This is a genomic window from Corynebacterium ihumii, from assembly GCF_028609825.1.
In the GTDB taxonomy this organism is placed as follows: domain Bacteria; phylum Actinomycetota; class Actinomycetes; order Mycobacteriales; family Mycobacteriaceae; genus Corynebacterium; species Corynebacterium afermentans.
Genome location: NZ_CP063190.1, coordinates 346553 through 372419, shown reverse-complemented (window position 1 = coordinate 372419; position 25867 = coordinate 346553). Strand labels below are relative to the sequence as shown.

The window sequence follows — 25867 nt, the reverse complement described above, 5'->3', positions numbered from 1 at the left end:
TTAGCCCTCCTTCTTCTGCTCTGCACGCTGGCGACGCTGGCCGCCGCGGCGCGGGCGACGGTCGCCTCGGCCACCGCGCTCGTTCTTCGGGGCGTTCAGCTCGGACTCGCGGACACCGCCCACGACGTCGCCCTTGTAGATCCACACCTTGACGCCGATGACGCCGAAGGTGGTGTGTGCTTCTGCCGTGCCGTAGTCGATCTCCGCACGCAGGGTGTGCAGCGGAACGCGACCCTCGTGGTAACGCTCGACACGGGACATTTCCGCGCCGCCGAGGCGGCCGGACGTCATAACCTTGATGCCCTTGACCTGCGGGTTGCGCATCGCGGACTGGATGGCCTTACGCATGGCGCGACGGAACGCGACACGGTTGACCAGCTGCTCGGCGATGGACTGCGCAACCAGGGTTGCGTCGGCATCGATGTTCTTGACCTCGATGATGTTCAGCGCGACCATCTTGCCGGTGAGCTTCTCCAGCTCGCGGCGGATGCGGTCGGCCTCGGCGCCGCGGCGGCCGATGACGATGCCCGGACGAGCGGTGTGGATGTCCACACGCACGCGGTCGCGGGTGCGCTCGATGACGATGTCGGAGATGCCGGCGCGCTCGAGGTTCTTCTCAAGCCACTCGCGGACCTTGATGTCCTCCGCAACGTAGTCGGCGTAGTTCTTGTCGGCGTACCAGTGGGACTTCCAGTCGGAAGTGATACCCAGGCGCAGGCCGTGCGGGTGAATCTTCTGGCCCATTACTTGGCCCCTTCCTTGGACTCGACAACAACGGTGATGTGGGAGGTGCGCTTCCGGATCTGGAAGGCGCGGCCCTGAGCGCGCGGCTGGTAGCGGCGCATCGTCGGACCCTCGTTTGCGTAGCACTCGGAGATGACGAGCGTGCGCGGGTCCATGCCGAAGTTGTTCTCAGCGTTGGCTGCTGCGGAGGCAACAACCTTCGCAACGTCCTTGGCAGCACCCTGCGGTGCGTACTTCAGGATCGCGAGGGCCTCGGCAACGTCCTTACCGCGGACGAGAGCCAGCACGCGGCGGGCTTTCATCGGCGAGACGCGGACAAACTTGGCCGTCGCGGATGCAGTGGTGATGGTGTCAGCCATTGCTTATCGACGTCCCTTCTGTTCCTTGACGTGACCCTTGAAGGTCTTGGTCGGTGCAAACTCGCCGAGCTTGTGGCCGACCATGGACTCGTCGACGAACACCGGCACGTGCTTACGGCCGTCGTGGACGGCGAAGGTGTGACCGATGAAATCGGGGAGAATGGTCGAACGGCGCGACCAGGTCTTAATGACCTGCTTGGTACCAGCCTCGTTCTGAGCGTCCACCTTGTTGAGGAGGTGCTCATCGACGAACGGGCCTTTCTTCAGGCTACGTGGCATGTCTGTTTACCTCCTCTTAGCGCTTCTTCGAGCGGCGACGCCGCACGATCATGTTGTTGGAATAACGGTTCGGGTTGCGGGTGCGGCCTTCCTTCTGGCCCCACGGCGACACCGGGTGGCGGCCACCCGAGGTCTTGCCCTCGCCACCACCGTGCGGGTGGTCGACCGGGTTCATAACCACACCACGCACGGTCGGGCGCCAGCCCTTCCAGCGCATACGGCCGGCCTTGCCCCAACGGATGTTGATCTGGTCGGCGTTGCCGACCTCACCGATGGTGGCGCGGCAGCGGATGTCCACGCGGCGGATCTCGGAAGACGGCATACGCAGGACTGCGTAGTTGCCTTCCTTACCCAGCAGCTGAATGGAAGCGCCTGCAGAGCGGGCGAGCTTCGCACCAGCACCCGGCTTGAGCTCCACTGCGTGGATGGTCGTACCGGTCGGAATGTTGCGCAGCGGCAGGTTGTTACCGACCTTGATGTCGGCGTTCGGACCAGCCTCGACGATCGTGCCCTGGGTCAGGCCCTTCGGCGCGATGATGTAGCGCTTTTCGCCGTCGAAGTAGTGCAGCAGCGCAATGTTTGCGGTGCGGTTCGGGTCGTACTCGATGTGAGCGACCTTTGCCAGCACGCCGTCCTTGTCGGAGCGGCGGAAATCGATCACGCGCCAGCGACGCTTGTGGCCGCCGCCGCGGTGACGGGTGGTGATGTGGCCGTGGGAGTTACGGCCACCTTTCTTCGGGAGCGGGCGCAGCAGCGACTTTTCCGGGGTCGAGCGAGTGATCTCGTCGAACGCGGAAACGGAGCTGGCACGGCGACCCGGAGTTGTCGGCTTGTACTTACGAATAGCCATAATGGTTCCTTTTCTATCGTCCTCTTCGCTGTGCGATAGCCGTTAGGCCGTCGCACCTCCGAAGATGTCGATGGAGTCGCTGCCCTCGCGGAGCGTGACGTAGGCGCGCTTGGTGTCCTTGCGCTGGCCGTAGCCGGTGCGGGAACGCTTGCGCTTGCCCTCGCGGTTGACGGTGTTCACCGAAGCGACGTCGACGCCGAAGATCTGCTCCACGGCAATCTTGATTTGGGTCTTGTTGGCCGACGGAGCGACGAAGAACGTGTAGGTGTTCTGCTCCATCAGGCCGTAGCTCTTCTCAGAGAGCACGGGCGCGATGATGATGTCGCGCGGGTTCGCGATCTTAGCCATTTACTTCTCCTCCTCCGCAGCGGCGGTAGCGAGCTCCTTGCCGCGGTTGACGAAGGTGTGCAGCGCCTCGACCGAGAACACAACGTCGTCAGCGTTGAGCACGTCGTATGCGTTCAGCTGAGCCGGCTCAATGACGTGGACACCCGGCAGGTTCCTTGCGGAAAGACGGGAGTTCTGGTCATCACGACCGATCACCAGCAGAACCGACTTGCGGTCCGTGAGGCGCTCGATGAAAGCGCGGGCGGACTTGGTCGACGGGGTCTGGCCCGGGACCAGGTCCTCCACGATGTGGATGCGCTCGTTCTGTGCGCGGTTGGTCAAAGCGCCTGCGAGGGCAGCCTTGATCATCTTCTTCGGGGTGCGCTGCGCGTAGGAACGCGGCTGCGGACCGTGCACGGTGCCACCGCCGGTGTAGTGCGGAGCACGGATGGAACCCTGGCGTGCGCGGCCGGTGCCCTTCTGGCGGAACGGCTTCTTACCGCCGCCGGCGACCATGCCGCGAGTCTTCGTCGCGTGGGTGCCCTGGCGTGCGGCAGCAAGCTGTGCGTTCACAACCTGGTGCATCAGCGCCACGGATGCCTCACGGTCGAAGAACTCGGCCGGGAGATCGACAGAGCCCTTGGTGGCTCCGTCAGCGGTGTGGACGTCAAGCGTCAGGTTCGTCATGCGTGAGCACCGCCCTTCACTGCGGTCTTGACGGTAACAACGGAACCCTTAGCGCCCGGGATGGCGCCCTTGATCAGGATGAGGTTGTTGTCGCCGTCGATGCGTTGGATCTTCAGGTTCTGGGTGGTGACGCGGTTACCGCCCATGCGGCCTGCCATGCGCGTGCCCTTGAACACGCGGCCCGGGGTTGCGCAGCCGCCGATGGAGCCCACGCGGCGGTGCGCAGCCTGGTTACCGTGTGCGGCACCCTGGCCGGCAAAGCCGTGGCGCTTCATAGCGCCGGCGTAGCCGTGGCCCTTGGTGGTGCCGGCGACATCCACGTAAGTGTCGCCCTCGAAGATGGTTGCGTTGAATTCCTGGCCGAGTTCGTAGCCCGAGGTGTCATCCATGCGGATCTCGGTGACGAAACGGCGCGGGTTCACGCCGGCCTTCTTGAAGTGGCCGGCCTGCGGCTTCTTTGCCTTACGGGGATCGATGTCGCCGTAGGCGATCTGGATGGCAGAGTAGCCATCGGTCTCAGGGGTACGGATCTGGGTGACCACGCACGGCCCAGCTTCGACGACGGTAACCGGGATAACTCGGTTGTCTTCGTCGAAGATCTGGGTCATGCCGAGCTTCTTGCCCAGAATGCCCTTGATCTGGTTCTCAGACATGTTGTTAGTTCTCCACTACTTGCGTTGGGGATTGCTCTACTGGATGTTCACGTCGACGCTTGCTGGCAGGTCGATGCGCATGAGCGCGTCCACCGTCTTGGGCGTCGGGTCGAGAATGTCGATGAGGCGCTTGTGAGTGCGCATCTCGAAGTGCTCGCGAGAATCCTTGTACTTGTGGGGAGAACGAATAACGGCGTACACGTTCTTCTGAGTGGGCAACGGCACCGGGCCAACGACGCGGGCACCCGTGCGGGTGACCGTCTCGACGATCTTCTTCGCGGATGCGTCGATCGCCTCGTGGTCGTAAGCCTTGAGCCTGATGCGGATCTTCTGTCCCGCCACGCTTACCTCTTCCTCGCATCCCCACGTTCGTCCTTCTCTCTCCCGCTCGTTTCGAACGGAGTGAGAAACGGGCGAAGCGGTGGGGTTTGTAGCTTCTAGTTTCTCTATAACGTTGTCCGGGCTGGGCCCATGGCTCAACGCCAGTGTCGTTTCTGACTGTCATGACACGTCCGGAAGGTGACCGAGCAAATTCATGCTGTTTCAGTGCTTCCGCCAAGGCGTGCCCGTCTATAAGCACATGCCTGGGTGTCAGACTCGGAAGGGCGCGTGACCCTTGCGTACTGCCGCTGTGAATTTGCCATGGCCCTTCTCCGGTTCTTCCGGTTGGAAGGTGTCATGTTTGCCTGGCCACCGGCCGGTTTGCTCCGGCCCATGTCAAGGCAACCCGGGTATTAAAACACAAGGTTGCGGTAAGCACAAGCCCGCTTCTCGACGAACCTTCGGCCAGGCCCGGATTATTTCAACTTGATATCACCTTCTTCTCATCCCGGCTCTACCTGAAATATGTGTGTACCCTTTATTTCCAGGCCGTGCGCTTCGTAAATAAGGACGCGCGGATTCACAGTTTTTACAGAACGAAAGGACCGTCATGGCCGACAAGAACATCACCGAGACCTCTGCAAACACCCCGAACACTGCTGCAGCGAAGACCGACGCAAACACCCCGGCTTCCACCTCCACCGCCGTGGAGCCGGAGCAGGTTCGCCCGCGCAACGAAAACCTGGAGACCGAGCACGGCTCCACCGTCATCGACGACAACGTTGTGGGCAAGATCGCAGGCATCGCTGCCCGTGAGGTCTCCGGCGTGAATAACCTCGGCGGCGGTGCAGCCCGCATGTGGGGCGCTGTGCGCGAGTCCCTGACCTCCTCCACCAACGTCCAGCAGGGCGTCAACGTCGCTGTCGAGGACGGCCACGCTTCCGTCGCAGTTGCCATCATCGCCGAGTACGGCGTTGCTATCCACGAGCTCGCGAACGCTATCCGCGAGAACGTCACCGTTGCCATCACCCGCATGACCGGCCTGATCGTGGACCGCGTCGATGTCACCGTGCACGACGTGCACCTGCCGGAGCAGGAGGGCGCTGAGCAGTACGAGGAAACCAACTCCAACGCCAACTACCAGGCCGTCAACCAGCCGATCAACCAGTAAGCCATGGCGTACACCCCCGTTAGCCGCGAGGTTGCGGAGGGCGTCCGCGATGCCGCCGTCGCCGTCGACGGGGTCGCCGCATTGCACGGCGGCCGTGTCGGCGAGATTGCGACCTACCTGCCCAACGCCCGCATCGAAGGCTTGAAGGCCATTTCGCGGGACGGCCGAACCGGATTTGAAGTCCACTTCGTCTTCGATGTCGCGTCCGGCCGCAAGGTGCAGGACGTGGCCGAGGATGTCCGCGCGGCCGTACTCGGCGCATCCGACGCGGAGTTCGTGGACGTTGTCGCAGGCGACGCACAGTAGCGATGCCCGCCCCAACCTCATAACCCGAAACGTGGTTTTATTATGAATCTTTTTGCTAACAAGGCGCTGACCGGCATTCTTATTGGTGTTGTGGTCGCCTTCTTTGTCACCTTCGGCGGTTGGCCGGGCCTGCTCTGGCTGCTGCTGTTCACAATCATCGGCGGGGTTGTCGGGGCCCAGCTCGACGGCCGTCTGGATCTGTCCGCGGCCCTGAGTAACGGCACCGGCAGAGGCCGAAGCTAATGGATAATTCCTTCTACCACGTCAGTGAGCGCACCATCGAGCGTGTCGCTGAGGTGGCAGCTGCGGCGGTTCCGGGTTGCCGGACTATCGACGCAAAGTTGGCCGGGCTCGCGGGACGAAGCTTCCCGCGGATTAACGCCCGGTTGGACCAGGCGACGGGCACAGTGGCGGTGGACACCGAAATTGCCACCTCCTACCCCGCCCCGGTTGCTGCCATCACCGACGCAATGCGCGCGACCATCATCGCGCACATTCGCACGCTGGTGGGCCTTGACGTCTCCCGCGTGAAGGTCACCGTGGCCAATGTGGAAACTCTCCCCGACACCGGCCGCGTCACCTGGGACCAGGTGGCGGAGCACGAGGCTTTCGTGATCCCGACCCCCATCGAGGTCTCCCCGACCCACGTGGAGCACCCCACGACGAAACCGCTCCAGCAGCTCGCGCCCGTCAAGGCGCGCTCGCTTGTCGACGACATGCGCGACGTCGTTGTCCCCGCCCCGATCGAGGTGGAGCACCCCGGCCAGCCGGATCCGGTGCACGCGGCAAGCGTTGCAGCCCCGGAGCCGGTGCGAACGTTCTCCCCCGAGGTACCGGAGCCGCAGCGCCTCGCTGCCATCCACACCTCGCGGACGGAAGCGCGCGTGCCGTTCCCGCCGGAGCCGATCCGCCCGTGGGCGCCGCAGGCGAACGGGGTTGTCCCCCGTCACCCGCAGCTGCCTCCGCTGCAGACGCTCAAGCCTGCGGACATCAAGCGTTTCGCACAGCCCCGCGATGTCCCTATGCCGAACCGCGCACCGCTGAAGGAGATCACGGTCAACCGCCCGCCGCTCAAACCCATCGTGGTGGAGCCGGCGCCGCGCGCCCCGTTCTCGTCCGCGCCCGCGCCGCGGCCGGTGATTGTGCCCAAGGCACCAGCACCGAAGCCGCTGAAGCAGATCACGATTGAACCGGTGGTGAAGTACTATGACCGCTCCCGCTAACAAGGCGCCCTCCAACGAGGCGCCGGCTAACGCAGCTGTCGGCCCGCACCCGGGCGATGAGCCGCTGGGCAACCCGGCATCGCGCTGGTTTGCGGTGCTGATCAGCCTGCTTTTGCTCTCGCTGGCTGGTGTGGCTGCACGCGACCTGTGGTACCACTTCTACGGCGATGAAGCCCCGTCGGATTCCTGGCTGGGCCGCACCTGGGATTTCCTCGGTTCCTTCGCAGCAGATGTCACCGCGGTAGTGGTGGGCATCCTCCTTGTGCTCGTAGGTTTGATCCTCCTGTTCTTCTCGTTCAAACCGCGCCCGCACGGGCACGTGCGCGTGAACTCGCCCGCCTCCATTTGGACCCGCCCGGTGGACATCGCCCGCAAGACGACGTTCACTACCCGCGGCGATCTCGGCGGCGAGCAGGTGAGCACGAAGGCGAACCGGAAGTCCGTGAAGGTACAGGTGGTCGAGGATGGCTCCGGCCCGGCGATGCAGGAACGCATCACTCGTGCGCTGAACGACGAGTTCCGTGTGCTCAAGACGCCGCCGGCGGTGTCCGTGAAGTTGCTGCCCAGCCCAGCCGCGCAACAGGTCGCCGCGCAGCGCACTAACGCGCCTCAGCCGACGGCCGGATCCGCTTCGGCCGAGACGACCCCGGAGGTGTCGCGATGACTAAGACGCTCAGCTTCTTTAACCGCCTGGCGGTTTTCCTGCTTGGCCTGCTGCTGATTCTCGCCGGCCTCTTCCCGATCGCCGAGTACTGGCAGATCCCGTACCTGGTCGACGCGGCCGATTTCGTCGACCGCACCCGACTGATCGACCTGGGCTACCAGAACTTCTACGTCACCGCCCTGATCATCGGCGCTGTCATTTCAGCGGTCCTGGGCCTGTGGATACTGCTGGCCAATATCCGGTCCCGCGCGTTTTCGAACCGCGGCATCCTGCCGGCTGACCCGGAGCACGGCGAGACCATTATCAACGTCCAGCGTGTATCTGAGGCGGCCTGCACTTCCCTGGAGCACGCAGGCGAGATCCGCCGCGCTTCCTCCAAGGTGGCGATGGTGGGCAAGCGCCCTACCGCGACGTTTACCGTCTTCGCCAACCCGGAGTACCCGTTCGATGACGTCGTACGCGTCATCGAAGGCGCGGACCAGGATTTCCGCGAAGCCAGCCACACCATGGAAATCGACACGGTGTGGAAGCTCCACCTGGACCGGATTACCGCCTAGCGCTCCAATTCCAGCACGAGCTTGACCAGCCCCAGCGTGCGCGGCTTCCCGCCGCCCGCTGGGGCTATTTCCATCTCCGCGCCAGGCTCGCAGCGCAAAATGTCGCTCCAGGCGATACGTTCACTCACCACGCTGCGTCTTCCCATTCGCCAGATGCGGATGCGCTGCCCGACCACGGCCCGCGCCCCATCGTCGAAAAGCACTAGCCATCGCCTGTTGCCCACGTCCGCTCGCGGGGTGCTTATCGACGCCTCCGGTGCCCCCTCCAACCGCGTTAACAAAGACACGATCCCCAGGCGGTGCTCAACCCCCTCAGCGTCAGCGATAACCAGCGGTAGGCCGGGGCCCGCCTTGCGCATCCCGCCCATGCGCCACACCGCCGGCATGCGCTCGGGGTCGGCGCCGCTTCGCACCACCACATATCTGTTTGTGATTGTGACTAGATGGGGCGGGTTGACGGTGGTGATGGCGTGGGGGCCGGACGTGGCGTCGATAATCGAGGGATGTTCGCGCTCCATCGCGGTGAGCAACTCGACGGCTTCCTCGTCTGTTGTGCCCCAGCCCAGGCCGCTGTTCTCCAATACCCCGATCATTTGGGCGAGCGTGAGGTCCGGCTGTCCTTCCCAGGCGCGCTGCAGCGCCTCGATCAGACGTGGGATACGGGTCGGGTCATGCACACCGATGAGCCTATCGCATGCGAAAAGCCGCCCTCCCCAGCGGGAAAGGCGGCTTTTTACGTCAGCTGGTTACACCAAAAGTGGAACTAGTCCAGGATCTTGGTGACGCGGCCAGCGCCGACGGTGCGGGAGCCCTCGCGGATAGCGAAGCGCAGGCCCTCGTCCATAGCGACCGGCTGGATCAGCTCGACGGACATCTCGACGTTGTCGCCCGGCATGACCATCTCGGTGCCCTCCGGCAGCTTCACAACACCGGTCACGTCGGTGGTGCGGAAGTAGAACTGCGGACGGTAGTTGTCGAAGAACGGGGTGTGGCGGCCGCCCTCGTCCTTGGCCAGGACGTAGACGGAACCCTCGAACTTGGAGTGCGGGGTGTAAGCGCCCGGTGCGATGACGACCTGGCCACGCTCGACGTCCTCACGCTTCAGACCGCGGAGCAGCAGAGCTGCGTTGTCGCCAGCCTCAGCGGTGTCGAGAAGCTTGTTGAACATCTCGATGGAGGTGACGGTGGTCTTGGTGGCCTTGTCGCGGATACCGATGATCTCGACGTCGTCGTTGAGGTTGAGCACGCCACGCTCCACACGACCGGTAACCACGGTGCCGCGGCCGGAAATGGTGAAGATGTCCTCGACCGGCATCAGGAACGGCTTGTCGGTCTCGCGCTCCGGATCCGGGATGGAGTCGTCGCAAGCCTGCATGAGGTCAACGACGGACTGAACCCACTTCTCCTCGCCCTCGAGAGCCTTCAGAGCGGAGATGTGAACGATCGGTGCTTCCTCGTCGTACTCCTGCTCAGCCAGCAGCTCGCGGACCTCCATCTCGACGAGCTCGATGATCTCTTCGTCGTCGACCATGTCGCACTTGTTCAGTGCAACGAGGATGTACGGAACGCCAACCTGGCGGGCCAGCAGCACGTGCTCGCGGGTCTGCGGCATCGGGCCGTCGGTAGCAGCAACCACGAGGATTGCGCCGTCCATCTGAGCAGCGCCGGTAATCATGTTCTTGATGTAGTCGGCGTGGCCCGGGGCGTCAACGTGAGCGTAGTGGCGCTTCGGGGTGTTGTACTCCACGTGGGAGATGTTGATGGTGATGCCGCGCTCGCGCTCCTCCGGAGCCTTATCGATCATCGCGTAGTCGAAGGCCTTGTTCTCCTCCGGGTAAGCATCAGCCAGCACCTTGGTGATAGCGGCGGTGGTGGTGGTCTTGCCGTGGTCGACGTGACCGATGGTGCCGATGTTCACGTGCGGCTTAGAGCGCTCGAACTTTTCCTTTGCCACTGTTGTCCTCCTGGACTTCATGGTGACTACGACCTTCGCAGCCACGTGGTTTACATACGCCCCGGCCCGCGCCCATCGCAGGGCACGGATACGGGAGCCATTTCACAATGTGCCAGTTACAAGATCCTAGGTTTCCAGCGGCCGTTTTTCAAACCGGCCTTGCCGTTTCCCCCGGGATCGACCTAGAGGGTAACGGCCGGCTCAGACACCGCCCACCTTGTCGGTTCTTGCGGTATCTCAGCGCGGCCGCTGCCCTCCGTTCTCCCTATCCCGCGGGGTAGACCCGCACCGCTGGCACGCGGTGCGGCCCGTTGAGAAGGGAGGGCGGCGACTATTTAGTTGCCGTTGCGCTCGTCGATAATCTCCTGAGCCACGGACTGCGGAACCTCAGCGTAGGAGTCGAACACCATGGTGAAGTTCGCGCGGCCAGCGGTGGAGGAACGCAGGTCGCCGATGTAGCCGAACATCTCGGACAGCGGCACCTTTGCCTTGACAACCTTCGCACCGGAGCGGTCCTCCATTGCGAAGACCTGGCCACGGCGGGAGCTGATGTCACCGTTGACGGTGCCCATGTACTCCTCCGGGGTCACAACCTCGACGGCCATGACCGGCTCGAGCAGGACCGGCTTCGCCTTCGCGACAGCTTCCTTCAGCACCTGGGAACCAGCGAGCTTGAACGCCATCTCCGAGGAGTCGACGTCGTGGTACGCGCCGTCCTCGAGGGTGGCCTTGATGTTCACCAGCGGGTAGCCGGCGAGGAAGCCGTACTGCATCGCGTCCTGGATACCAGCGTCGACGGACGGGATGTACTCCTTCGGCACGCGGCCACCGGTGACGGCGTTCTCGAACTTGTAGGAAGTGGACTCGCCCTCTTCCAGCTCCTCCGGGTCCGGGGAGTACGGCTCGATGGTGACGATGACCTTCGCGAACTGGCCGGAACCACCGGTCTGCTTCTTGTGGGTGTAGTCCAGGGACTCGACCTTCTTGCGGATGGTCTCGCGGTACGCAACCTGCGGGGAGCCGATGTTCGCCTCGACCTTGAACTCGCGCTTCATGCGGTCCACCAGCACGTCGAGGTGCAGCTCGCCCATGCCGCCGATGACGGTCTGGCCGGTCTCCTCGTCCAGCTGGACGGTGAAGGTCGGGTCCTCCTCGGCAAGCTTCTGGATAGCGGTGCCCAGCTTCTCCTGGTCAGCCTTGGTCTTCGGCTCGATGGCCACCTGGATCACCGGATCCGGGAAGTCCATGGACTCGAGGATGATCGGGTGGTCCGGGTTGCACAGGGTGTCGCCCGTGGTGGTTTCCTTCAGGCCGATGAACGCGTAGATGTTGCCGGCGTCGGCGTGCTCGACCGGGTTCTCCTTGTTCGCGTGCATCTGGAAGAGCTTGCCCACGCGCTCCTTCTTGGACTTCGTGGAGTTGAGCATCTGCTCGCCCGGGATTGCCTGGCCGGAGTAGACGCGCACGTAGGTGAGCTTGCCGAAGAACGGGTGGACGGCGATCTTGAACGCCAGAGCGGAGAACGGCTCCTCGACGGACGGCTTACGGGTCAGTTCCTCTTCGCCGTTGACGGAGGTGCCGTGTACCTCGCCGATGTCCAGCGGGCTCGGCAGGTAAGCGACGACAGCGTCGAGGATCGGCTCGATGCCCTTGTTGCGGTATGCGGTGCCGCAGAACACCGGGTAGATCTCGGAAGCAATGGTCATCTTGCGGATGGCTGCCTGGATCTCTTCCTTCGTCAGCTCCTCGCCGCCGAAGTACTTTTCCATGAGCTCCTCGTCGGACTCAGCGACGGCCTCGAGCAGCTTCTCGCGGTACTCCTCAGCCTTCTCCTTGAGATCCTCCGGGATCTCCTCGATCTGCGGCGGGGTGCCGGTCTCGACCTTGCCCGGCCACATGAGGGCCTTCATGTCGATGAGGTCGACAACGCCGTCGAAGTTGTCCTCAGCGCCGATCGGGAGCTGCATGACCAACGGTTTCGCGCCGAGGCGGTCGACGATGGTGCCGACGGTGTAGTAAAAGTCAGCGCCCAGCTTGTCCATCTTGTTGACGAAGCAGATACGCGGGACGTCGTACTTGGCGGCCTGTCGCCACACCTGCTCGGACTGCGGCTCCACACCTTCCTTGCCGTCGAACACGGCCACAGCGCCGTCGAGCACGCGCAGGGAGCGCTCCACCTCAACGGTGAAGTCCACGTGACCCGGGGTGTCGATGATATTGATCTGGTTGTTGTTCCAGAAGCAGGTAACAGCGGCGGACGTAATGGTGATGCCGCGCTCCTTCTCCTGCTCCATCCAGTCAGTGGTGGCGCCACCGTCGTGGGTCTCGCCAACCTTGCGGTTGAGACCCGTGTAGAAGAGGATGCGCTCGGTAGTGGTGGTCTTACCGGCGTCAATGTGGGCCATGATGCCGATGTTGCGGACCTTGTTCAGATCCTTAAGCACTTCTTGTGCCACGTTAAATACCCCAACTTTGAAGTCGTCGACGCCTGTCGGCGCCTATGTCGGTCAGTTGTCCTTTGTCAATTCTGCCACTTCATCGCGGAAGTGGCAGCGTGAGGTTCGACTCAGCTGGAAAAACCCGGAAACGCACCAGCTCGCTCCACGTGGAAGCGGGTATGCAGTTTCCGGGTGTCCATGCGTCGCCTTGCTCCAGCGATTACCAGCGGTAGTGGGCGAAAGCGCGGTTGGCCTCGGCCATCTTGTGGGTGTCCTCGCGGCGCTTCACGGAGGCGCCGAGACCGTTGGAAGCATCCAGGATCTCGTTGGCGAGGCGCTCCATCATGGAGTTCTCGCGACGCTGGCGGGTGAAGGTGACCAGCCAACGCAGGGCGAGGGTGGTGGAGCGGGCCGGCTTGACGTCCACCGGCACCTGGTAGGTCGCGCCACCGACACGGCGGGAACGAACCTCGAGGTCCGGGCGGATGTTGCCGATTGCCTTTTCCAGGGTGCCAACCGGATCGGTGCCGGTCTTCTCGCGGCACTGCTCGAGAGCGCCGTAGACGATGCGCTCTGCGGTGGCCTTCTTGCCGTCCCGCAGGATCTTGTTCACGAGCATGGTGACCAGCTCGGAATTGTAAACCGGATCCTTAACGACGGGACGCTTCGGTGCTTGCTGCTTACGCATTGATTACTGTCCCTTCTTTGCGCCGTAACGGGAGCGAGCCTGCTTGCGGTCCTTCACACCCTGGGTATCCAGAGCGCCGCGGACGATCTTGTAGCGCACACCCGGCAGGTCCTTCACACGACCGCCGCGCACGAGCACCATGGAGTGCTCCTGCAGGTTGTGGCCCTCGCCCGGGATGTATGCGGAAACCTCGATGCCGGAGGTCAGGCGCACACGGGCGACCTTACGCAGAGCAGAGTTCGGCTTCTTCGGAGTGGTGGTGTACACGCGGGTGCACACGCCGCGGCGCTGCGGGGAACCCTTCAGCGCAGCGGTTGCCACCTTGGTGGACTTATCGTGGCGGCCCTTGCGGACCAGCTGCTGAATAGTAGGCATTCACGCTCTTTCTGTTAGCGCTTCCCGCTCACACCCGGCCATACATGCAAAAATGGGGGCTCTTCTTCGGGGCCCTGCCGATTGCATGAACTGCCGTGTGAACGAGTCGCTCGGAGTTCGTAGAACTTCGCACCGCATGGTACGGGCGAAACCTCGTCAAAAGTACACCACGCCACATATCACAAGCAAATCGCTTATCGACGTCAGCTCCGCCCCTCTACCCTTATAGCCATGAGCGAGCCAAATCCTCCCCGCACCCGCCTATCCGATTCCCAGCGCAACGACATCGCCACCCGCCTCCAGGACGCCTTCGCCGACGGGCAGCTGAGCGTCTCCGAGTTCGACGAACGCTCCCGCGCCCTGTACGCCGCTACCTACTCAGACGAGCTGCCGGCGCTGGTGGACGACCTCTCCCCCGCGACCCCCTCTGCATCTGCACCCGCGTCTCGCGGTTACGTCACGGGCGAGGACGGTGGGAGCGCCTTTTCCCTATCGCTCATGGGCGGAAGCGACCGCACGGGCCAGTGGCTCGTCGCCCCGATGCACACCTCCGTGGCGGTGATGGGTGGAAACACCATCGACCTGCGCGAGGCTCGCCTCGCTGCCCAGGAGACCGTCATCAACGCCGTCACGCTGATGGGCGGGGTGGAGATCATCGTGCCGGAGGACGTCCGCGTCATCGACAACGGCGCAAGCCTCATGGGCGGATTCGAGGCCCGTGACCACGAATCCTGCACTCTCCCCCTCGCCGACCTCCCCGCCGACGCCCCGGTGATCCGCGTGCGCGGCTTGGCCTTCATGGGCGGGGTAGAGATCATCCGCGCGGCCCGCGGCGCCCTTGTGAAGTAGGGCGGCTTTTTGCGTCACTCCCCGGCCGCGTCGCCGGTAGCGCGGCGGATCAGGTCGCGGATGCGCCCTTTGGTGGCGTCGTTAAGCGATTACACCGCGTAACTCGTCGGCCACATATCCCCCCCGTCGAGCTGCGCGCTGTCCTCGAAGCCGAGCGTGGAGTAGCGCGCATCGAATTTGGACGCTACCTGCAAAAACACCACAACCCCGTCCGCGTTCTCCCACGCGGGCATTCCGTACCAGGTTCGCGCGTTAAGGTATGGGGCTTCCTGGGCAACGATGGTGTGGACGGCGGCGGCAAGCGCCTGGTCGTCAGCGGGCATTGCGCCGATGATATGCAAAACGCCCGGCTCCCCTTTTGCGGGGGCCGGGCGCTTTCTACGCAGACCTAGCTAAAAGCCAGAGTGCTGGGCCTTGCGTTTACAGCTCCTCGAAGCCGAACTCGTCCATCGGCACGGAGGCGCCGGTGAACTCGCCGTAGCCCTCGTCGCCGTAGATGGAGTCGCCGAACGTCGGGATGGAGTACGCCGCGGAGCGTGCAGCCTCGGTCGGCTTGACCTGGATGTTGCGGTACCGGGAAATGCCCGTACCGGCCGGGATCAGCTTGCCGATGATCACGTTCTCCTTCAGGCCGATCAGCTTGTCGGAGCGCTTGTTGATCGCGGCGTCCGTGAGCACGCGGGTGGTCTCCTGGAAGGAGGCCGCCGACAGCCAGGACTCCGTGGCCAGCGAGGCCTTGGTGATGCCCATGATCTCGGAGCGCATCTCCGCCGGCTCGCCGCTGTCCGCCACAGCTGCGGCGTTGACCTGGCGCGCCTCGGACAGATCCACCAGGGTGCCCGGCAGGAACTCGGTGGAACCGGAGTCGATGACGGTGCCGCGACGCAGCATCTGGCGGATGATGATCTCGATGTGCTTGTCGTGGATGGACACACCCTGGGTGCGGTACACGGCCTGCACCTCGTCGATCAGGTGCTTCTCCACACCACGGCGGCCGAGGACCTCGAGCACGTCGTGCGGGTCGGCAGCGCCGCGGAGCAGGCGCTCGCCCACCTCGACGTGGTCGCCCTCGCGCAGGCCGCGCTCGATCATGGCGTCCGGGTTGGACTCCATCGGGCGGCGCACCTGGGCCAGGCCCTGGCGCTTGGACAGCTTCTCGTAGACCACCACGTCGGAGCCGTCATCCGGGTGGATGGTCAGGGTCCAGAAGTTGCCCTCGTCCTCGAGCGAGATCGTGCCAGCAACGGACGCGATCGGGGCGCGGTTCTTCGGCACACGAGCCTCGAACAGCTCCTGCACACGCGGCAGACCACCGGTGATGTCGCCGCCGACGCCGCCCTGGTGGAAGGTACGCATGGTCAGCTGCGTACCCGGCTCACCAATGGACTGCGCGGCCACGATGCCGACGGCCTCGCCGATGTCGACGAGCTGGCCGGACGCCATGGACTTGCCGTAGCACTTGGCACAGACACCGGTCGGGGTCTGGCAGGTCAGCACGGAGCGGACCTTGATCTGGGTGACGCCGGCTGCCACGAGCTCGTCGATACGCTCCTCGGTCAGCTCGGCACCAGCCTCGGCGATGACCTTGTCGTCGGAGTCCTTGACATCGGCCGACAGGACACGGCCGGACACGGAGGTCTCGACCAGGTCGTGGCGCACGAAAGAGTCGCCGGACTCGACCGCAACGGGCACCCTGACGCCCTGGCGGGTGCCACAGTCCTCTTCGCGGACGATGACGTCCTGCGCCACGTCCACCAGACGACGGGTGAGGTAGCCGGAGTCCGCGGTACGAAGCGCGGTATCGGCCAGGCCCTTACGGGAACCGTGGGAGTTGTTGAAGTACTCCATCACCGACAGGCCCTCGCGGAAGGAGGTCTTGATCGGGCGGGTGATGTACTCGCCGCGCGAGTTCACGACCATGCCCTTCATGCCGGCCAGGGTCCAGATCTGGCGCATGTTACCGGCAGCACCGGACTTCACGATCATCGGAATCGGGTTGTGGTCCGGGTACAGGTCCTCCACGGCCTGACCCACCTTGTTGGTGGCGTCCTGCCACAGTTCGACCAGGCGGTCGTAACGGTTCTCCTCGGTCAGCGCACCCTTCTCCCAGAACTTGCGCTCGATGGCCTCGGCTTCCTTCTCGTACTGCTCGAGGACCTCGGTCTTGTTCGGGAGGATGAGCACGTCGGCCATGGAGATGGTGATGCCGGAACGCGTGGCCCAGTAGAAGCCGGCGTCCTTCATCTTGTCCAGCACCTGAGCGACGGTGATCATCGGGTACTTCTCCACCATCGACTGGATGATGTCGCCCAGCAGCACCTTGCCGCCGCCACCGCCCTTACGGACCATGGCGCCTTCCTGGTACGGGAAGTTAAACGGCAGCAGCTCGTTGAACATGATCCGGCCGAGGGTGGTCTCGGTGGTCCATGCCTGGCCCTTCGACCAGCCGTCCGGGAACTGCTCCTGCTCGATCTCCGGCGTCGGACGCAGGTGGTCGATGCGCACCTGGATCGGCGCCTGCAGGCCCAAAACGCCCAGGTCGTAAGCCATGATGGCCTCGCGGTAGGACGAGTAGACGCCACGGGCCGGACCGTTGTCGTCGGCAGGTGCGTACGCGCCCTCGCCGCCGATCTCCTGCGGGCTCTTCTCCATGGTCAGGAAGTACAAACCGGTGACCATGTCGAGGCGCGGTATAGCCAGCGGTTTGCCAGACGCCGGGGACAGGATGTTGTTCGACGACAGCATGAGCACGCGGGCCTCAGCCTGCGCCTCGGCGGACAGCGGCAGGTGGACTGCCATCTGGTCGCCGTCGAAGTCGGCGTTGAACGCCTCACAGGCCAGCGGGTGCAGCTGGATGGCCTTACCTTCGACCAGCTTCGGCTCGAAGGCCTGGATACCCAGGCGGTGCAGCGTCGGCGCGCGGTTGAGCAGCACCGGGTGCTCCGAAATCGCCTCTTCCAGCACGTCCCACACCTCGGGGCGCTGGCGCTCCACCATGCGCTTGGCGGACTTGATGTTCTGCGCGTAGTCGTTGTCCACCAGGCGCTTCATCACGAACGGCTTGAACAGCTCGAGCGCCATACGCTTCGGCAGACCGCACTCGTGCAGCTTCAGCTGCGGGCCGACAATAATCACGGAACGGCCAGAGTAGTCCACGCGCTTGCCCAGCAGGTTCTGGCGGAAGCGGCCCTGCTTGCCCTTGAGCAGGTCGGACAGGGACTTCAGCGGACGGGTGCCCGGGCCGGTGACCGGACGGCCGCGGCGGCCGTTGTCGAACAGGGCGTCAACGGACTCCTGCAGCATGCGCTTCTCGTTGTTCACGATGATCTCGGGCGCACCCAGGTCGATCATGCGCTTCAAACGGTTGTTGCGGTTGATCACGCGACGGTACAGGTCGTTCAGATCCGAGGTGGCGAAGCGGCCACCGTCGAGCTGGACCATCGGGCGCAGCTCCGGCGGGATCACCGGGATCGCGTCCAGGATCATGCCGGCCGGGTCGTTGCCGGAGCGCTGGAAGGCCGCGACGACGCGCAGGCGCTTCAGCGCGCGGACCTTCTTCTGGCCCTTGCCCTCGGCGATGATGCCGCGCAGCTCCTCAGCCTCAGCCTCCAGGTCGAAGTTGCGGATCAGGGTCTGGATCGCCTCGGCACCCATGCCGCCGGTGAAGTAGTCCTCGTAGCGGTCGACGAGCTCCTCGTAGAGGTTTTCGTCGATGATCATCTGCTTCGGCGCGAGCTTCTGGAAGGTGGTCCAGATCTCGTCTAGGCGCTCAACCTCGCGCTCGCCGGCCTCGCGCATGTGCTGCATTTCCTTGTCCGCAGCGTTTTGCACCTTCTTGCGGGCAGCAGCGGTCGCACCGGAAGCCTCGAGCTCGGCGAGGTCCTCCTCCAGCTTCTGCGCGCGGTCCGCGATCTCGGAGTTGGTGTCGTCCTCGACATCTTTCTTCTCCATCAACATCTCCGCCTCAAGGGTGGACATGTCGGTGTGGCGGGCCTCTTCGTCAACGGAGGTGACGATGTTCGCCGCGAAGTAGATGATGCGCTCGAGGTCCTTCGGTGCCAGGTCGAGCAGGTAGCCCAGGCGGGACGGGACACCCTTGAAGTACCAGATGTGCGTCACCGGAGCGGCCAGCTCGATGTGGCCCATGCGCTCGCGGCGCACCTTGGACTTGGTCACCTCAACGCCGCAGCGCTCACAGATGATGCCTTTGTAGCGGACACGCTTGTACTTGCCGCAGGCGCACTCCCAGTCGCGGGTCGGGCCGAAGATGCGCTCGCAGAACAGGCCGTCCTTTTCCGGCTTGAGGGTGCGGTAGTTAATGGTCTCGGGCTTCTTCACCTCGCCGTGGGACCAACGGCGGATGTCGTCGGCGGTGGCCAGGCCGATGCGAAGCTCGTCGAAGAGGTTTACGTCAAACACGTAAAAGTTCCTTTTCTTCTAGATGTGTGCTGTTCGTTCGTCGTGCCGTCGAAAAGCAATTGCTTCACGACGGCTACCTGGCGCTTAGGCGGTGTCCGCCGCTGCACCCTCGTCACGGGAAAGGTTGATGCCAAGCGAGGAGCCGGCCTGATCGAACTCGTCGTCGTCGCCGTCGAGCTCCATCGGGGTGCCGTCGGTGGAGAGGACCTCCACGTTCAAGCACAGGGACTGCAGCTCCTTGAGCAGCACCTTGAAGGACTCCGGAATGCCCGGATCCGGGATGTTGTCGCCCTTCACAATGGCCTCGTAGACCTTCACGCGGCCCACCACGTCATCGGACTTGATGGTCAAAAGCTCCTGCAGGGTGTAGGCGGCGCCGTATGCCTGCATCGCCCACACCTCCATCTCGCCGAAGCGCTGGCCGCCGAACTGGGCCTTACCGCCCAGCGGCTGCTGCGTAATCATGGAGTACGGGCCGGTGGAACGGGCGTGGATCTTCTCGTCCACCAGGTGGTGCAGCTTGAGCATGTACATGTAGCCGACCGAAATCGGGTACTTGTACGGCTCGCCGGAACGGCCGTCGAACAGGGTGGTCTTGCCCTCGCCGTCGACCATGACGTCGCCGTCGCGGTTCGGCTTGGTGTTTGCCAAAAGGCCTGCGATCTCCTCGTTGGTCGCGCCGTCGAACACCGGGGTTGCGGTGAGCGAATCCGCGGGCACGTCGTAGAGGTGCTCCGGCAGGGTCTCGAGCAGCTTGGCGTTTGCCGGGTCGTCCGGGTTGACGGTCCAGCCGGCCTTCGCCAGCCAGCCGAGGTGGATCTCCAGGACCTGGCCGATGTTCATACGACGCGGCACACCGTGGGTGTTCAGGATGATGTCCACCTGGGTGCCGTCAGCCATGAACGGCATGTCCTCCTGCGGCAGGATCTTGCCCACGACACCCTTGTTGCCGTGGCGGCCGGCCATCTTGTCGCCGTCCTGGATCTTGCGCTTCTGAGCCACGTACACGCGGATCATCTCGTTGACACCCGGGGACAGATCGTCGTCGTCCTCGCGGGAGAAGCGGCGCACGGCAATGACCTTGCCCTGCTCGCCGTGCGGCACCTTCAGGGAGGTGTCGCGGACCTCGCGGGCCTTCTCGCCGAAGATGGCGCGCAGCAGGCGCTCCTCCGGGGTCAGCTCGGTCTCGCCCTTCGGGGTGACCTTGCCCACGAGGATGTCGCCGTCGCGCACGTCCGCGCCGATGCGGATGATGCCGCGCTCGTCCAGATCCTTGAGCACGTCTTCGGAGACGTTCGGGATCTCGCGGGTGATCTCCTCGGCACCGAGCTTGGTGTCGCGGGCGTCAATCTCGTGTTCCTCAATGTGCACGGAGGTGAGGATGTCTTCCTCCACCACGCGCTGGTTGAGGATGATGGCGTCCTCGTAGTTGTGGCCTTCCCACGGCATGAACGCAACCAGCAGGTTGCGGCCGAGCGCCATCTCACCGTCCTTGGTGCCCGGGCCGTCAGCGATGACCTGGCCGGCCTCGACACGGTCGCCCGCGGAGACGATCGGGGTCTGGTTGTAGCAGGTGCCCTGGTTGGTGCGCTCGAAGGTGCGCAGCATGTAGGTGTCGCGGCCGCCCTCGTCATCCATGACGGTGATGAAGTCGCCGGTGACGTTCTCGATCACGCCGGCCTTCTTGGAGATGACGGTGTCGCCCGCGTCGTACGCGGCGCGCTGCTCCATACCGGTGGCAACGTAGGCGGACTCGGCGCGCAGCAGCGGCACAGCCTGCTTCTGCATGTTCGCGCCCATCAGCGCACGGTTCGCGTCGTCGTGCTCCAGGAACGGAATCATCGCGGTAGCGACGGAAACCATCTGGCGCGGGGAGATGTCCAGGTAGTCAACGCCCTGCGGGCCGACAACGCCGATGTCGCCGTCCTTGAGACGGACCTCGATGCGCTCGCCGGTGAGGTTGTTGTCCTTGTCCATCGGGGTCGCGGCCTCGGCGATGGCGTAGCGGTCTTCCTCGTCGGCGGTGAGGTAGTCGATCTGGCCGGTGAGCTTGCCGTCGTTGACCTTCTGGTACGGCGTCTCGATGAAGCCGAAGGCGTTGACGCGCGCGTAGGTGGACAGCGCGCCGATCAGGCCAATGTTCGGGCCTTCCGGGGTCTCAACCGGGCACATGCGGCCGTAGTGCGACGGGTGCACGTCTCGCACCTCGATGCCGGCGCGCTCACGGCTCAAACCACCCGGGCCAAGCGCGGACAGGCGGCGCTTGTGAGTCAGGCCGGACAGGGAGTTGTTCTGGTCCATGAACTGCGACAGCTGCGAGGTACCGAAGAACTCGCGGATCGCAGCCGAAACCGGGCGCACGTTGATCAGGGACGTCGGGGTGATGGACTCCGCGTCCTGGGTGGTCATGCGCTCGCGCACGACGCGCTCCATACGCGACAGGCCGACGCGGACCTGGTTCTGGATCAGCTCGCCCACGGTGCGCAGGCGGCGGTTACCAAAGTGGTCGATGTCGTCGGTGTTGATCGGGATGATCTCGCCGGCCGGGGAGGTCATCTCGGTCTCGCCGGCGTGCAGACGCACGAGGTACTCGAGCGTGGTGGCGATGTCCTCTTCGGTCAGCGTCATCAGACCGTCGTGGTCGCCGCCGAGGCCGAGCTTGCGGTTGGTCTTGTAGCGGCCCACGCGCGCGAGGTCGTAGCGCTTGGCCTTGAAGAAGGAGTTCTCCAGCAGGGACTGCGCAAGATCGCGCGTCGGCTGCTCGCCCGGGCGCTGCTTGCGGTAGATCTCCAACAGCGCCTCGTCGGTGTTGGACACACCGTCGTTTTCCAGGGTGGACATCATGATCTCGGAGAAGCCGAAGCGCTCCGTGATCTGCTCGGTGGTCCAGCCCAGCGCCTTCAGCAGCACGGTGACCGGCTGGCGGCGCTTGCGGTCGATGCGCACACCGACGGTGTCGCGCTTGTCCACGTCGAACTCCAGCCACGCGCCGCGCGACGGGATGACCTTCACGGAGTGCAGCGGGCGCTCCGTGGACTTGTCAATGGTCTCGTCGAAGTACACGCCCGGGGAGCGCACCAGCTGCGAGACGACGACACGCTCAGTGCCGTTGACAATGAAGGTGCCCTTGTCCGTCATCAGCGGGAAGTCGCCGATGAACACGGTCTGGGACTTGATCTCCTGCGTGTCGTTGTTGATGAACTCCGCGGTCACGTACAGCGGCGCGGAGTAGTTGATGTCTTTGTCCTTGCACTCGTCGATCGTGTACTTCACGTCTTCGAAGCGCGGCTCGGACAGCGTCAGGCTCATGTTGCCGGAGTAGTCCTCGATCGGGGAGAGCTCTTCGAGGATGTCCTCCAGGCCGGACGTGATGCGTGTATCGTCGCCGCGGTTGGCCTGCTCGCGCTCGCGCCACTCTTGCGTGCCGACGAGCCACGCAAACGATTCGAGCTGCACATCAAGAAGCCCCGGGACGGTGATCGGCTCATTAATCTTCGCGAACGAGTAACGTTCGGGAGCCCCGGGGGTATCAGCCATGTTCATGGTCTGGTCTGAGACTGCCAAGTTGGGTCCTTCCAGCACCTCTGGCGGAGGCTCGCCGCACCGCGTCTGGCTTCGCGGCCCGGCGGCGTTTCCGCAGGATAAGTTAGCATTCGGTCTGCATTCGGAAGACCCGCCCCCAGAGACAACAAAATCACCTTGTCAAATCGGGTTTTTTCGTTCCCGTTGCACAAGGCTCTCTATGCGTACTGCAGACGGCTTCCAGCGCAAAGAACAACCATAGAGTAATCTCCCCCGTTTGTAAAGGCCCCCGCCATCACTCCCGCCGGTCTGCCCGATGCCGTCTGGGCGACTCGTGCGGTTGCTGCCGGAAGCCTACCACCCGGCCCGCGCGCGCGGTCAATCGCGACGCGCCGCACGCCCCGGCCGCAGCGCACCCGCCAGGCCCGCAAGGCTCAGCGCTGCACCAATCCAGGCCAGCACGCGCCACAGCCCACGGTCCGCCGCGGCGGTCTGCGCATCATCCACTTTGCGCACAAGCTTCTCGACGTCCTGCCGGTCCATCACCCCGTCATAGGTGACCACGTTCTTCACGCCGTTGCCTTCTGCGTCGGCGTAGTAGTCGTCCACCTTCTCGTCGATGCCCACGACCACGCCGGTTTCCTGGTCCACCAGGATTTCGCGCTCGGCGGCGTGGTGCAGGAAGGTGCGCTGCGGCTCGCCGTTTTCACCCTCGATTGTGAGCGTGTTGCGCGGGTCGGCGTAGCGCTTGGCCACGTTCGTCGGCGCAATGTGCTGGGTATAGCGGTGCACTACGCGCCCGGCGATCTCTTCCTCGCCAGAGAATTCCGCCGGCGCCGCGCCGCGGAGCACCGGGTCAAAGACCTGGACGGTGTCCTGCGGCGCGGGGGCGGGGAAGGTCAGCCACGCGCCGTCGATAGGCACCTGTGTTGCTGGCATGCCCATGATCATCTGCGCCTCCGCCGGGCCTTGCGCGGCGCCTGAGACGCGGTCTACGGCGTAGGACCACGTAGAGGCCGTCAGCAGGTCATTGAAATCGGAGCCGGACTCCCCCGCCCGCAGCGTGTCGCCCACGCGCACACTCGCCGAGTCACCGTCGGACGGCTCCTGAATCTCCATGTGCAGCTGACGCGTCACCGGCGCCGCCTCGCCGTCACGGGTGCCGTTCGGGTCCGTGATGGTCCACGTGGCCTCCCCCAGCGCCAGCGGCAGGCGGTTGCCCGAAAGCAACACGCTCGGCGCCAGCAGCCCCGCCACCACCAGCGCAGCGCCGACGCCGGCGAGCAAGACGTAGAGAATGCGGGAAGTGGGCAGCATGGTGGGCTACTTTACCGCAGCCACACACGCGAAACCCCCTCCGGTCGCGTGTGCGAACCGGAGGGGGTGATCGTCGTCAAGCAAAAAGCTCTTACTTGAGGGTGACCTTTGCGCCAGCCTCCTCGAGCTTGGTCTTGGCAGCCTCGGCGTCGTCCTTGTTGGCGCCCTCGAGGATTGCCTTCGGGGCACCCTCGACCATTTCCTTGGCGTCCTTCAGGCCCAGGCCCGGAACCAGCTCGCGGACAACCTTGATCACGCCGATCTTCTTGTCGCCAGCGTCCTCGAGAACGACGTCGAACTCGTCCTTCTCCTCAGCGGCAGCCTCGCCGCCAGCGGCCGGAGCGCCTGCAGCGACAGCAGCAACCGGAGCGGCTGCGGTCACGTCGAAGACCTCCTCGAACTCCTTCAGGAACTCGGAGAGCTCGATGAGGGTCATTTCCTTGAACTGCTCGATGAGCTCGTCCTTGGTGAGCTTAGCCATTGTGGCTTCCTTTCTGTTGGTGGGCGTTTACAGCCCGGATGTAAAAGTGTGTTTATGCGGCTTCCTGCTTGTCCTGCAGTGCAGCGACAAGGCGGGCCGTCTTGGATGCCGGAGCCTGGAACAGGCCGGCTGCCTTTGCCAGAGAGCCCTCAAATGCGCCAGCGATCTTGGCCAGGGTGGTCTCGCGGTTGTCCATCTCGGCCAGAGCGTCGACCTGGGAAGCGTCCATGACGTTGCCGTCCATGTAGCCGCCCTTGATCACGAACGCGTCGTGGTCCTTGTTGAACTTCTTCATCACCTTCGCAGCGTCGACAGCAGCGTCGCCCTTGATGAACGCGACGGCGGTCGGGCCGGTGAGAAGATCATCGAGACCCTCGATACCCTGCTCGTTCGCAGCGATCTTGATGAGGGTGTTCTTGGCGACGTGGTACTCGACATCGAAACCCATATCGCCGCGCAGCTGCTGCAGCTGGCCGACGGTCAGGCCACGGTACTCAGTCAGCACGAGGGAATCCGCCTCAGCGAACTTCTCCTTCAGAGCTGCAAGTTCCGCAGTGTTCTTCGGGTTTGCCATGACACACGCCTCCTTCCGATTACTTCATGTTGTTCAATCCGCCCGGAGCATCTTGCCTATCGACGTTCGCTTCGCGCGAAGCTGACGCATACAAGCAAAAATGCCCCGTGCAGAAGCACGAGGCATACGTTGGAGTGTGCCGCGTTTCTCCTGCGTGGGTCGGCCCCTTGAGTGGAGCACCTTCGACTCCCTCTCGAGAGTGACCGACGGTCTTCGGTGAAACTTGAGCTCGGCCTTTGCGGGCCGTTCAAACTTCGGTTGGGGATGTTAGCGGGTGGGTGCTGGTTTAACCAAATCGCGCTTTGGTAGTTTTTCGCGCCCGGTGGCCGCGACGGTTCCCTTTGTGCCGCAGACCCTGGGAGGCAGACCCGGGGAGTGCGGCATTTTTGCGCGAACCCAGGGTCTGCCTCCCAGGGTTTGAGCCATCCCCGCCCTTACGACGCGCCCTGTTCCACCCGCCGCAGCAACCTCGCCGCCGCGATGAACAGGACGCACCCGCCGATCAACGCCATGACGCCGACGCCGATGGCAAGGCCCGCCCAGAACCCGCCCGCGGTCGGCGACGTGTCCGCGGCCTGACCGTCCGGCTGCGCGCCGGCGGCATCCAGCGACGAGTGGATCCCCGTGCCGCTTCCGCCTGCGGGATTTGGCTGGGCGGCGTAGGTCTCGGACGTGCCTGCGCTACCGGCCGTTGCCGAAGACGCTTCAGACGGTGCTTTCGCCTTGGTCGTTACCGCGGGCTTCGCGGCCTTGGTGTCCTCCCTGGTCTTCGACCTGCTGGCGCGGCGGGTGCTTTGCTTGTCGGAGGGGGTGCTGGCGCGGTTGTTGCTCGACGCGCGCTGCGGCTGCGGCTGCGGCTGCGCCGCAGGTTGCGCAGCGGGTGCCGGAGCTGGCTGCGCGGGCGCGGGTTGCGCGGCGGCCGATTGAGGTTGCTTCGGCGGTGCTGCCGGTGCCGCGGCCGAGCTCGACAGGGACCCCGACTTCGCGCCGCTGCCGCCGTCGCCGCTGTTGTCCTTTTTGCGTGCGAGCGGCGCAAGCGTGTCGCCGGCTTTTTCAGCTCCTTTTCCAGCGAGCGGATGCCCTCCGCAATCGCGCCCGGCAGCGTGAGC

At 64.3% G+C, this 25867-nt stretch carries 26 protein-coding genes; 7 read left to right on the top strand and 19 right to left on the bottom strand.

Annotation, left to right across the window (positions count from 1 at the left end; all coding sequences use genetic code 11):
• Genes rpsC through rpsJ form a run of 8 tightly spaced genes read right to left on the bottom strand, consistent with a single transcriptional unit; the run spans position 1 to position 4241 of the window.
• Positions 1-744, bottom strand: a complete 744-nt coding sequence (rpsC, locus tag CIHUM_RS01870; protein ID WP_034997239.1) for a 30S ribosomal protein S3 — start codon at positions 742-744, stop codon at positions 1-3.
• Positions 744-1103 (bottom strand): 50S ribosomal protein L22, encoded by a 360-nt coding sequence (gene rplV / locus CIHUM_RS01865; protein ID WP_034997238.1) that lies wholly within the window; start codon positions 1101-1103, stop codon positions 744-746. The genes rpsC and rplV overlap by 1 nt, the downstream gene beginning before the upstream one ends.
• 3 nt (positions 1104-1106) lie before the next feature.
• Positions 1107-1382 (bottom strand): 30S ribosomal protein S19, encoded by a 276-nt coding sequence (rpsS, locus tag CIHUM_RS01860; RefSeq protein ID WP_018017481.1) that lies wholly within the window; start codon positions 1380-1382, stop codon positions 1107-1109.
• Positions 1383-1398: 16 nt separating this feature from the next.
• Complete coding sequence (gene rplB, locus CIHUM_RS01855; RefSeq protein WP_034997234.1) at positions 1399-2232, bottom strand: 50S ribosomal protein L2; 834 nt, start codon at positions 2230-2232, stop codon at positions 1399-1401.
• A 42-nt stretch (positions 2233-2274) separates the two neighbouring features.
• Complete coding sequence (rplW, locus tag CIHUM_RS01850) at positions 2275-2580, bottom strand: 50S ribosomal protein L23 (RefSeq protein ID WP_034997232.1); 306 nt, start codon at positions 2578-2580, stop codon at positions 2275-2277.
• Positions 2581-3246, bottom strand: coding sequence for a 50S ribosomal protein L4 (gene rplD, locus CIHUM_RS01845; RefSeq protein WP_034997230.1), 666 nt, complete (start codon positions 3244-3246; stop codon positions 2581-2583).
• The gene (gene rplC / locus CIHUM_RS01840) at positions 3243-3899 is read right to left on the bottom strand and encodes a 50S ribosomal protein L3 (RefSeq protein WP_034997229.1); all 657 of its coding nucleotides are present in this window, start codon (positions 3897-3899) and stop codon (positions 3243-3245) included. The genes rplD and rplC overlap by 4 nt, the downstream gene beginning before the upstream one ends.
• A gap of 36 nt (positions 3900-3935) precedes the next feature.
• Positions 3936-4241 carry a 30S ribosomal protein S10 gene (gene rpsJ, locus CIHUM_RS01835; RefSeq protein WP_034997227.1) on the bottom strand — a complete coding sequence of 102 codons (306 nt, stop codon included), beginning with the start codon at positions 4239-4241 and terminating at the stop codon, positions 3936-3938.
• Between the two features lie 589 nt (positions 4242-4830).
• On the opposite strand from rpsJ, the gene CIHUM_RS01830 reads away from it, so the two are divergent.
• Genes CIHUM_RS01830 through CIHUM_RS01805 form a run of 6 tightly spaced genes read left to right on the top strand, consistent with a single transcriptional unit; the run spans position 4831 to position 8141 of the window.
• Positions 4831-5391, top strand: a complete 561-nt coding sequence (locus CIHUM_RS01830; RefSeq protein ID WP_081634358.1) for an Asp23/Gls24 family envelope stress response protein — start codon at positions 4831-4833, stop codon at positions 5389-5391.
• Between the two features lie 3 nt (positions 5392-5394).
• A complete protein-coding gene (locus tag CIHUM_RS01825) occupies positions 5395-5697 on the top strand; it encodes a hypothetical protein (RefSeq protein WP_034997225.1) in 303 nt (100 codons plus the stop codon).
• A gap of 42 nt (positions 5698-5739) precedes the next feature.
• Entirely contained in the window at positions 5740-5940 is a 201-nt protein-coding gene (locus CIHUM_RS01820) for a hypothetical protein (protein ID WP_034997223.1), read from the top strand.
• A complete protein-coding gene (locus CIHUM_RS01815; RefSeq protein ID WP_034997217.1) occupies positions 5940-6920 on the top strand; it encodes an Asp23/Gls24 family envelope stress response protein in 981 nt (326 codons plus the stop codon). Before CIHUM_RS01820 ends, CIHUM_RS01815 begins: the two co-directional genes overlap by 1 nt.
• Complete coding sequence (locus CIHUM_RS01810; RefSeq protein ID WP_051106255.1) at positions 6904-7584, top strand: hypothetical protein; 681 nt, start codon at positions 6904-6906, stop codon at positions 7582-7584. The genes CIHUM_RS01815 and CIHUM_RS01810 overlap by 17 nt, the downstream gene beginning before the upstream one ends.
• Positions 7581-8141, top strand: coding sequence for a hypothetical protein (locus CIHUM_RS01805; protein WP_051106254.1), 561 nt, complete (start codon positions 7581-7583; stop codon positions 8139-8141). Before CIHUM_RS01810 ends, CIHUM_RS01805 begins: the two co-directional genes overlap by 4 nt.
• Here CIHUM_RS01805 and CIHUM_RS01800 read toward each other — a convergent pair.
• From CIHUM_RS01800 to rpsL, 5 genes are all read right to left on the bottom strand, one after another.
• The gene (locus CIHUM_RS01800) at positions 8138-8818 is read right to left on the bottom strand and encodes a hypothetical protein (RefSeq protein ID WP_034997215.1); all 681 of its coding nucleotides are present in this window, start codon (positions 8816-8818) and stop codon (positions 8138-8140) included. The two genes, CIHUM_RS01805 and CIHUM_RS01800, sit on opposite strands and share 4 nt — an antisense overlap.
• Before the next feature lie 86 nt (positions 8819-8904).
• Entirely contained in the window at positions 8905-10095 is a 1191-nt protein-coding gene (tuf, locus tag CIHUM_RS01795; protein ID WP_034997213.1) for an elongation factor Tu, read from the bottom strand.
• A gap of 335 nt (positions 10096-10430) precedes the next feature.
• The gene (gene fusA, locus CIHUM_RS01790) at positions 10431-12551 is read right to left on the bottom strand and encodes an elongation factor G (RefSeq protein ID WP_034997211.1); all 2121 of its coding nucleotides are present in this window, start codon (positions 12549-12551) and stop codon (positions 10431-10433) included.
• A 202-nt stretch (positions 12552-12753) separates the two neighbouring features.
• Positions 12754-13221, bottom strand: a complete 468-nt coding sequence (rpsG, locus tag CIHUM_RS01785) for a 30S ribosomal protein S7 (protein ID WP_034997209.1) — start codon at positions 13219-13221, stop codon at positions 12754-12756.
• Between the two features lie 3 nt (positions 13222-13224).
• Complete coding sequence (gene rpsL / locus CIHUM_RS01780) at positions 13225-13596, bottom strand: 30S ribosomal protein S12 (protein ID WP_034997208.1); 372 nt, start codon at positions 13594-13596, stop codon at positions 13225-13227.
• A gap of 231 nt (positions 13597-13827) precedes the next feature.
• Here rpsL and CIHUM_RS01775 point away from each other — a divergent pair, with 231 nt between their 5' ends.
• Positions 13828-14445 carry a DUF1707 SHOCT-like domain-containing protein gene (locus CIHUM_RS01775; RefSeq protein WP_034997206.1) on the top strand — a complete coding sequence of 206 codons (618 nt, stop codon included), beginning with the start codon at positions 13828-13830 and terminating at the stop codon, positions 14443-14445.
• A gap of 89 nt (positions 14446-14534) precedes the next feature.
• Here the strand turns inward: CIHUM_RS01775 and CIHUM_RS01770 are convergent, their stop codons facing one another.
• The 6 genes from CIHUM_RS01770 to rplJ all read right to left on the bottom strand — a co-directional run bounded on the left by CIHUM_RS01770 (position 14535) and on the right by rplJ (position 24758).
• A complete protein-coding gene (locus CIHUM_RS01770) occupies positions 14535-14768 on the bottom strand; it encodes a hypothetical protein (protein WP_051106252.1) in 234 nt (77 codons plus the stop codon).
• 97 nt (positions 14769-14865) lie between these two features.
• Positions 14866-18864, bottom strand: a complete 3999-nt coding sequence (locus CIHUM_RS01765; protein WP_034997204.1) for a DNA-directed RNA polymerase subunit beta' — start codon at positions 18862-18864, stop codon at positions 14866-14868.
• An 84-nt stretch (positions 18865-18948) separates the two neighbouring features.
• Positions 18949-22446, bottom strand: coding sequence for a DNA-directed RNA polymerase subunit beta (rpoB, locus tag CIHUM_RS01760; protein WP_034997202.1), 3498 nt, complete (start codon positions 22444-22446; stop codon positions 18949-18951).
• Positions 22447-22764: 318 nt separating this feature from the next.
• On the bottom strand, positions 22765-23703 hold the full coding sequence (pgfA, locus tag CIHUM_RS01755; RefSeq protein WP_034997200.1) for a cell envelope lipid trafficking protein PgfA: 939 nt from the start codon (positions 23701-23703) through the stop codon (positions 22765-22767).
• A gap of 91 nt (positions 23704-23794) precedes the next feature.
• The gene (rplL, locus tag CIHUM_RS01750) at positions 23795-24184 is read right to left on the bottom strand and encodes a 50S ribosomal protein L7/L12 (RefSeq protein ID WP_034997198.1); all 390 of its coding nucleotides are present in this window, start codon (positions 24182-24184) and stop codon (positions 23795-23797) included.
• Between the two features lie 52 nt (positions 24185-24236).
• Positions 24237-24758 carry a 50S ribosomal protein L10 gene (gene rplJ / locus CIHUM_RS01745; protein WP_034997196.1) on the bottom strand — a complete coding sequence of 174 codons (522 nt, stop codon included), beginning with the start codon at positions 24756-24758 and terminating at the stop codon, positions 24237-24239.
• Between the last annotated feature and the right edge of the window lie 1109 nt (positions 24759-25867).

Coding starts and splice junctions, on each gene's coding strand:
- CIHUM_RS01770 (WP_051106252.1), bottom strand. CDS start 14,768: ATGCCCGCTGACGACCAGGCGCTTGCCGCCGCCGTCCACACCATCGTT.
- pgfA (WP_034997200.1), bottom strand. CDS start 23,703: ATGCTGCCCACTTCCCGCATTCTCTACGTCTTGCTCGCCGGCGTCGGC.
- CIHUM_RS01810 (WP_051106255.1), top strand. CDS start 6,904: ATGACCGCTCCCGCTAACAAGGCGCCCTCCAACGAGGCGCCGGCTAAC.
- rplV (WP_034997238.1), bottom strand. CDS start 1,103: ATGGCTGACACCATCACCACTGCATCCGCGACGGCCAAGTTTGTCCGC.
- rplJ (WP_034997196.1), bottom strand. CDS start 24,758: ATGGCAAACCCGAAGAACACTGCGGAACTTGCAGCTCTGAAGGAGAAG.
- rplW (WP_034997232.1), bottom strand. CDS start 2,580: ATGGCTAAGATCGCGAACCCGCGCGACATCATCATCGCGCCCGTGCTC.
- rpsC (WP_034997239.1), bottom strand. CDS start 744: ATGGGCCAGAAGATTCACCCGCACGGCCTGCGCCTGGGTATCACTTCC.
- CIHUM_RS01830 (WP_081634358.1), top strand. CDS start 4,831: ATGGCCGACAAGAACATCACCGAGACCTCTGCAAACACCCCGAACACT.
- CIHUM_RS01805 (WP_051106254.1), top strand. CDS start 7,581: ATGACTAAGACGCTCAGCTTCTTTAACCGCCTGGCGGTTTTCCTGCTT.
- rplB (WP_034997234.1), bottom strand. CDS start 2,232: ATGGCTATTCGTAAGTACAAGCCGACAACTCCGGGTCGCCGTGCCAGC.
- rplD (WP_034997230.1), bottom strand. CDS start 3,246: ATGACGAACCTGACGCTTGACGTCCACACCGCTGACGGAGCCACCAAG.
- CIHUM_RS01815 (WP_034997217.1), top strand. CDS start 5,940: ATGGATAATTCCTTCTACCACGTCAGTGAGCGCACCATCGAGCGTGTC.
- CIHUM_RS01825 (WP_034997225.1), top strand. CDS start 5,395: ATGGCGTACACCCCCGTTAGCCGCGAGGTTGCGGAGGGCGTCCGCGAT.
- rpsL (WP_034997208.1), bottom strand. CDS start 13,596: ATGCCTACTATTCAGCAGCTGGTCCGCAAGGGCCGCCACGATAAGTCC.
- rplL (WP_034997198.1), bottom strand. CDS start 24,184: ATGGCTAAGCTCACCAAGGACGAGCTCATCGAGCAGTTCAAGGAAATG.
- rpsG (WP_034997209.1), bottom strand. CDS start 13,221: ATGCGTAAGCAGCAAGCACCGAAGCGTCCCGTCGTTAAGGATCCGGTT.
- CIHUM_RS01820 (WP_034997223.1), top strand. CDS start 5,740: ATGAATCTTTTTGCTAACAAGGCGCTGACCGGCATTCTTATTGGTGTT.
- CIHUM_RS01775 (WP_034997206.1), top strand. CDS start 13,828: ATGAGCGAGCCAAATCCTCCCCGCACCCGCCTATCCGATTCCCAGCGC.
- rplC (WP_034997229.1), bottom strand. CDS start 3,899: ATGTCTGAGAACCAGATCAAGGGCATTCTGGGCAAGAAGCTCGGCATG.
- rpsS (WP_018017481.1), bottom strand. CDS start 1,382: ATGCCACGTAGCCTGAAGAAAGGCCCGTTCGTCGATGAGCACCTCCTC.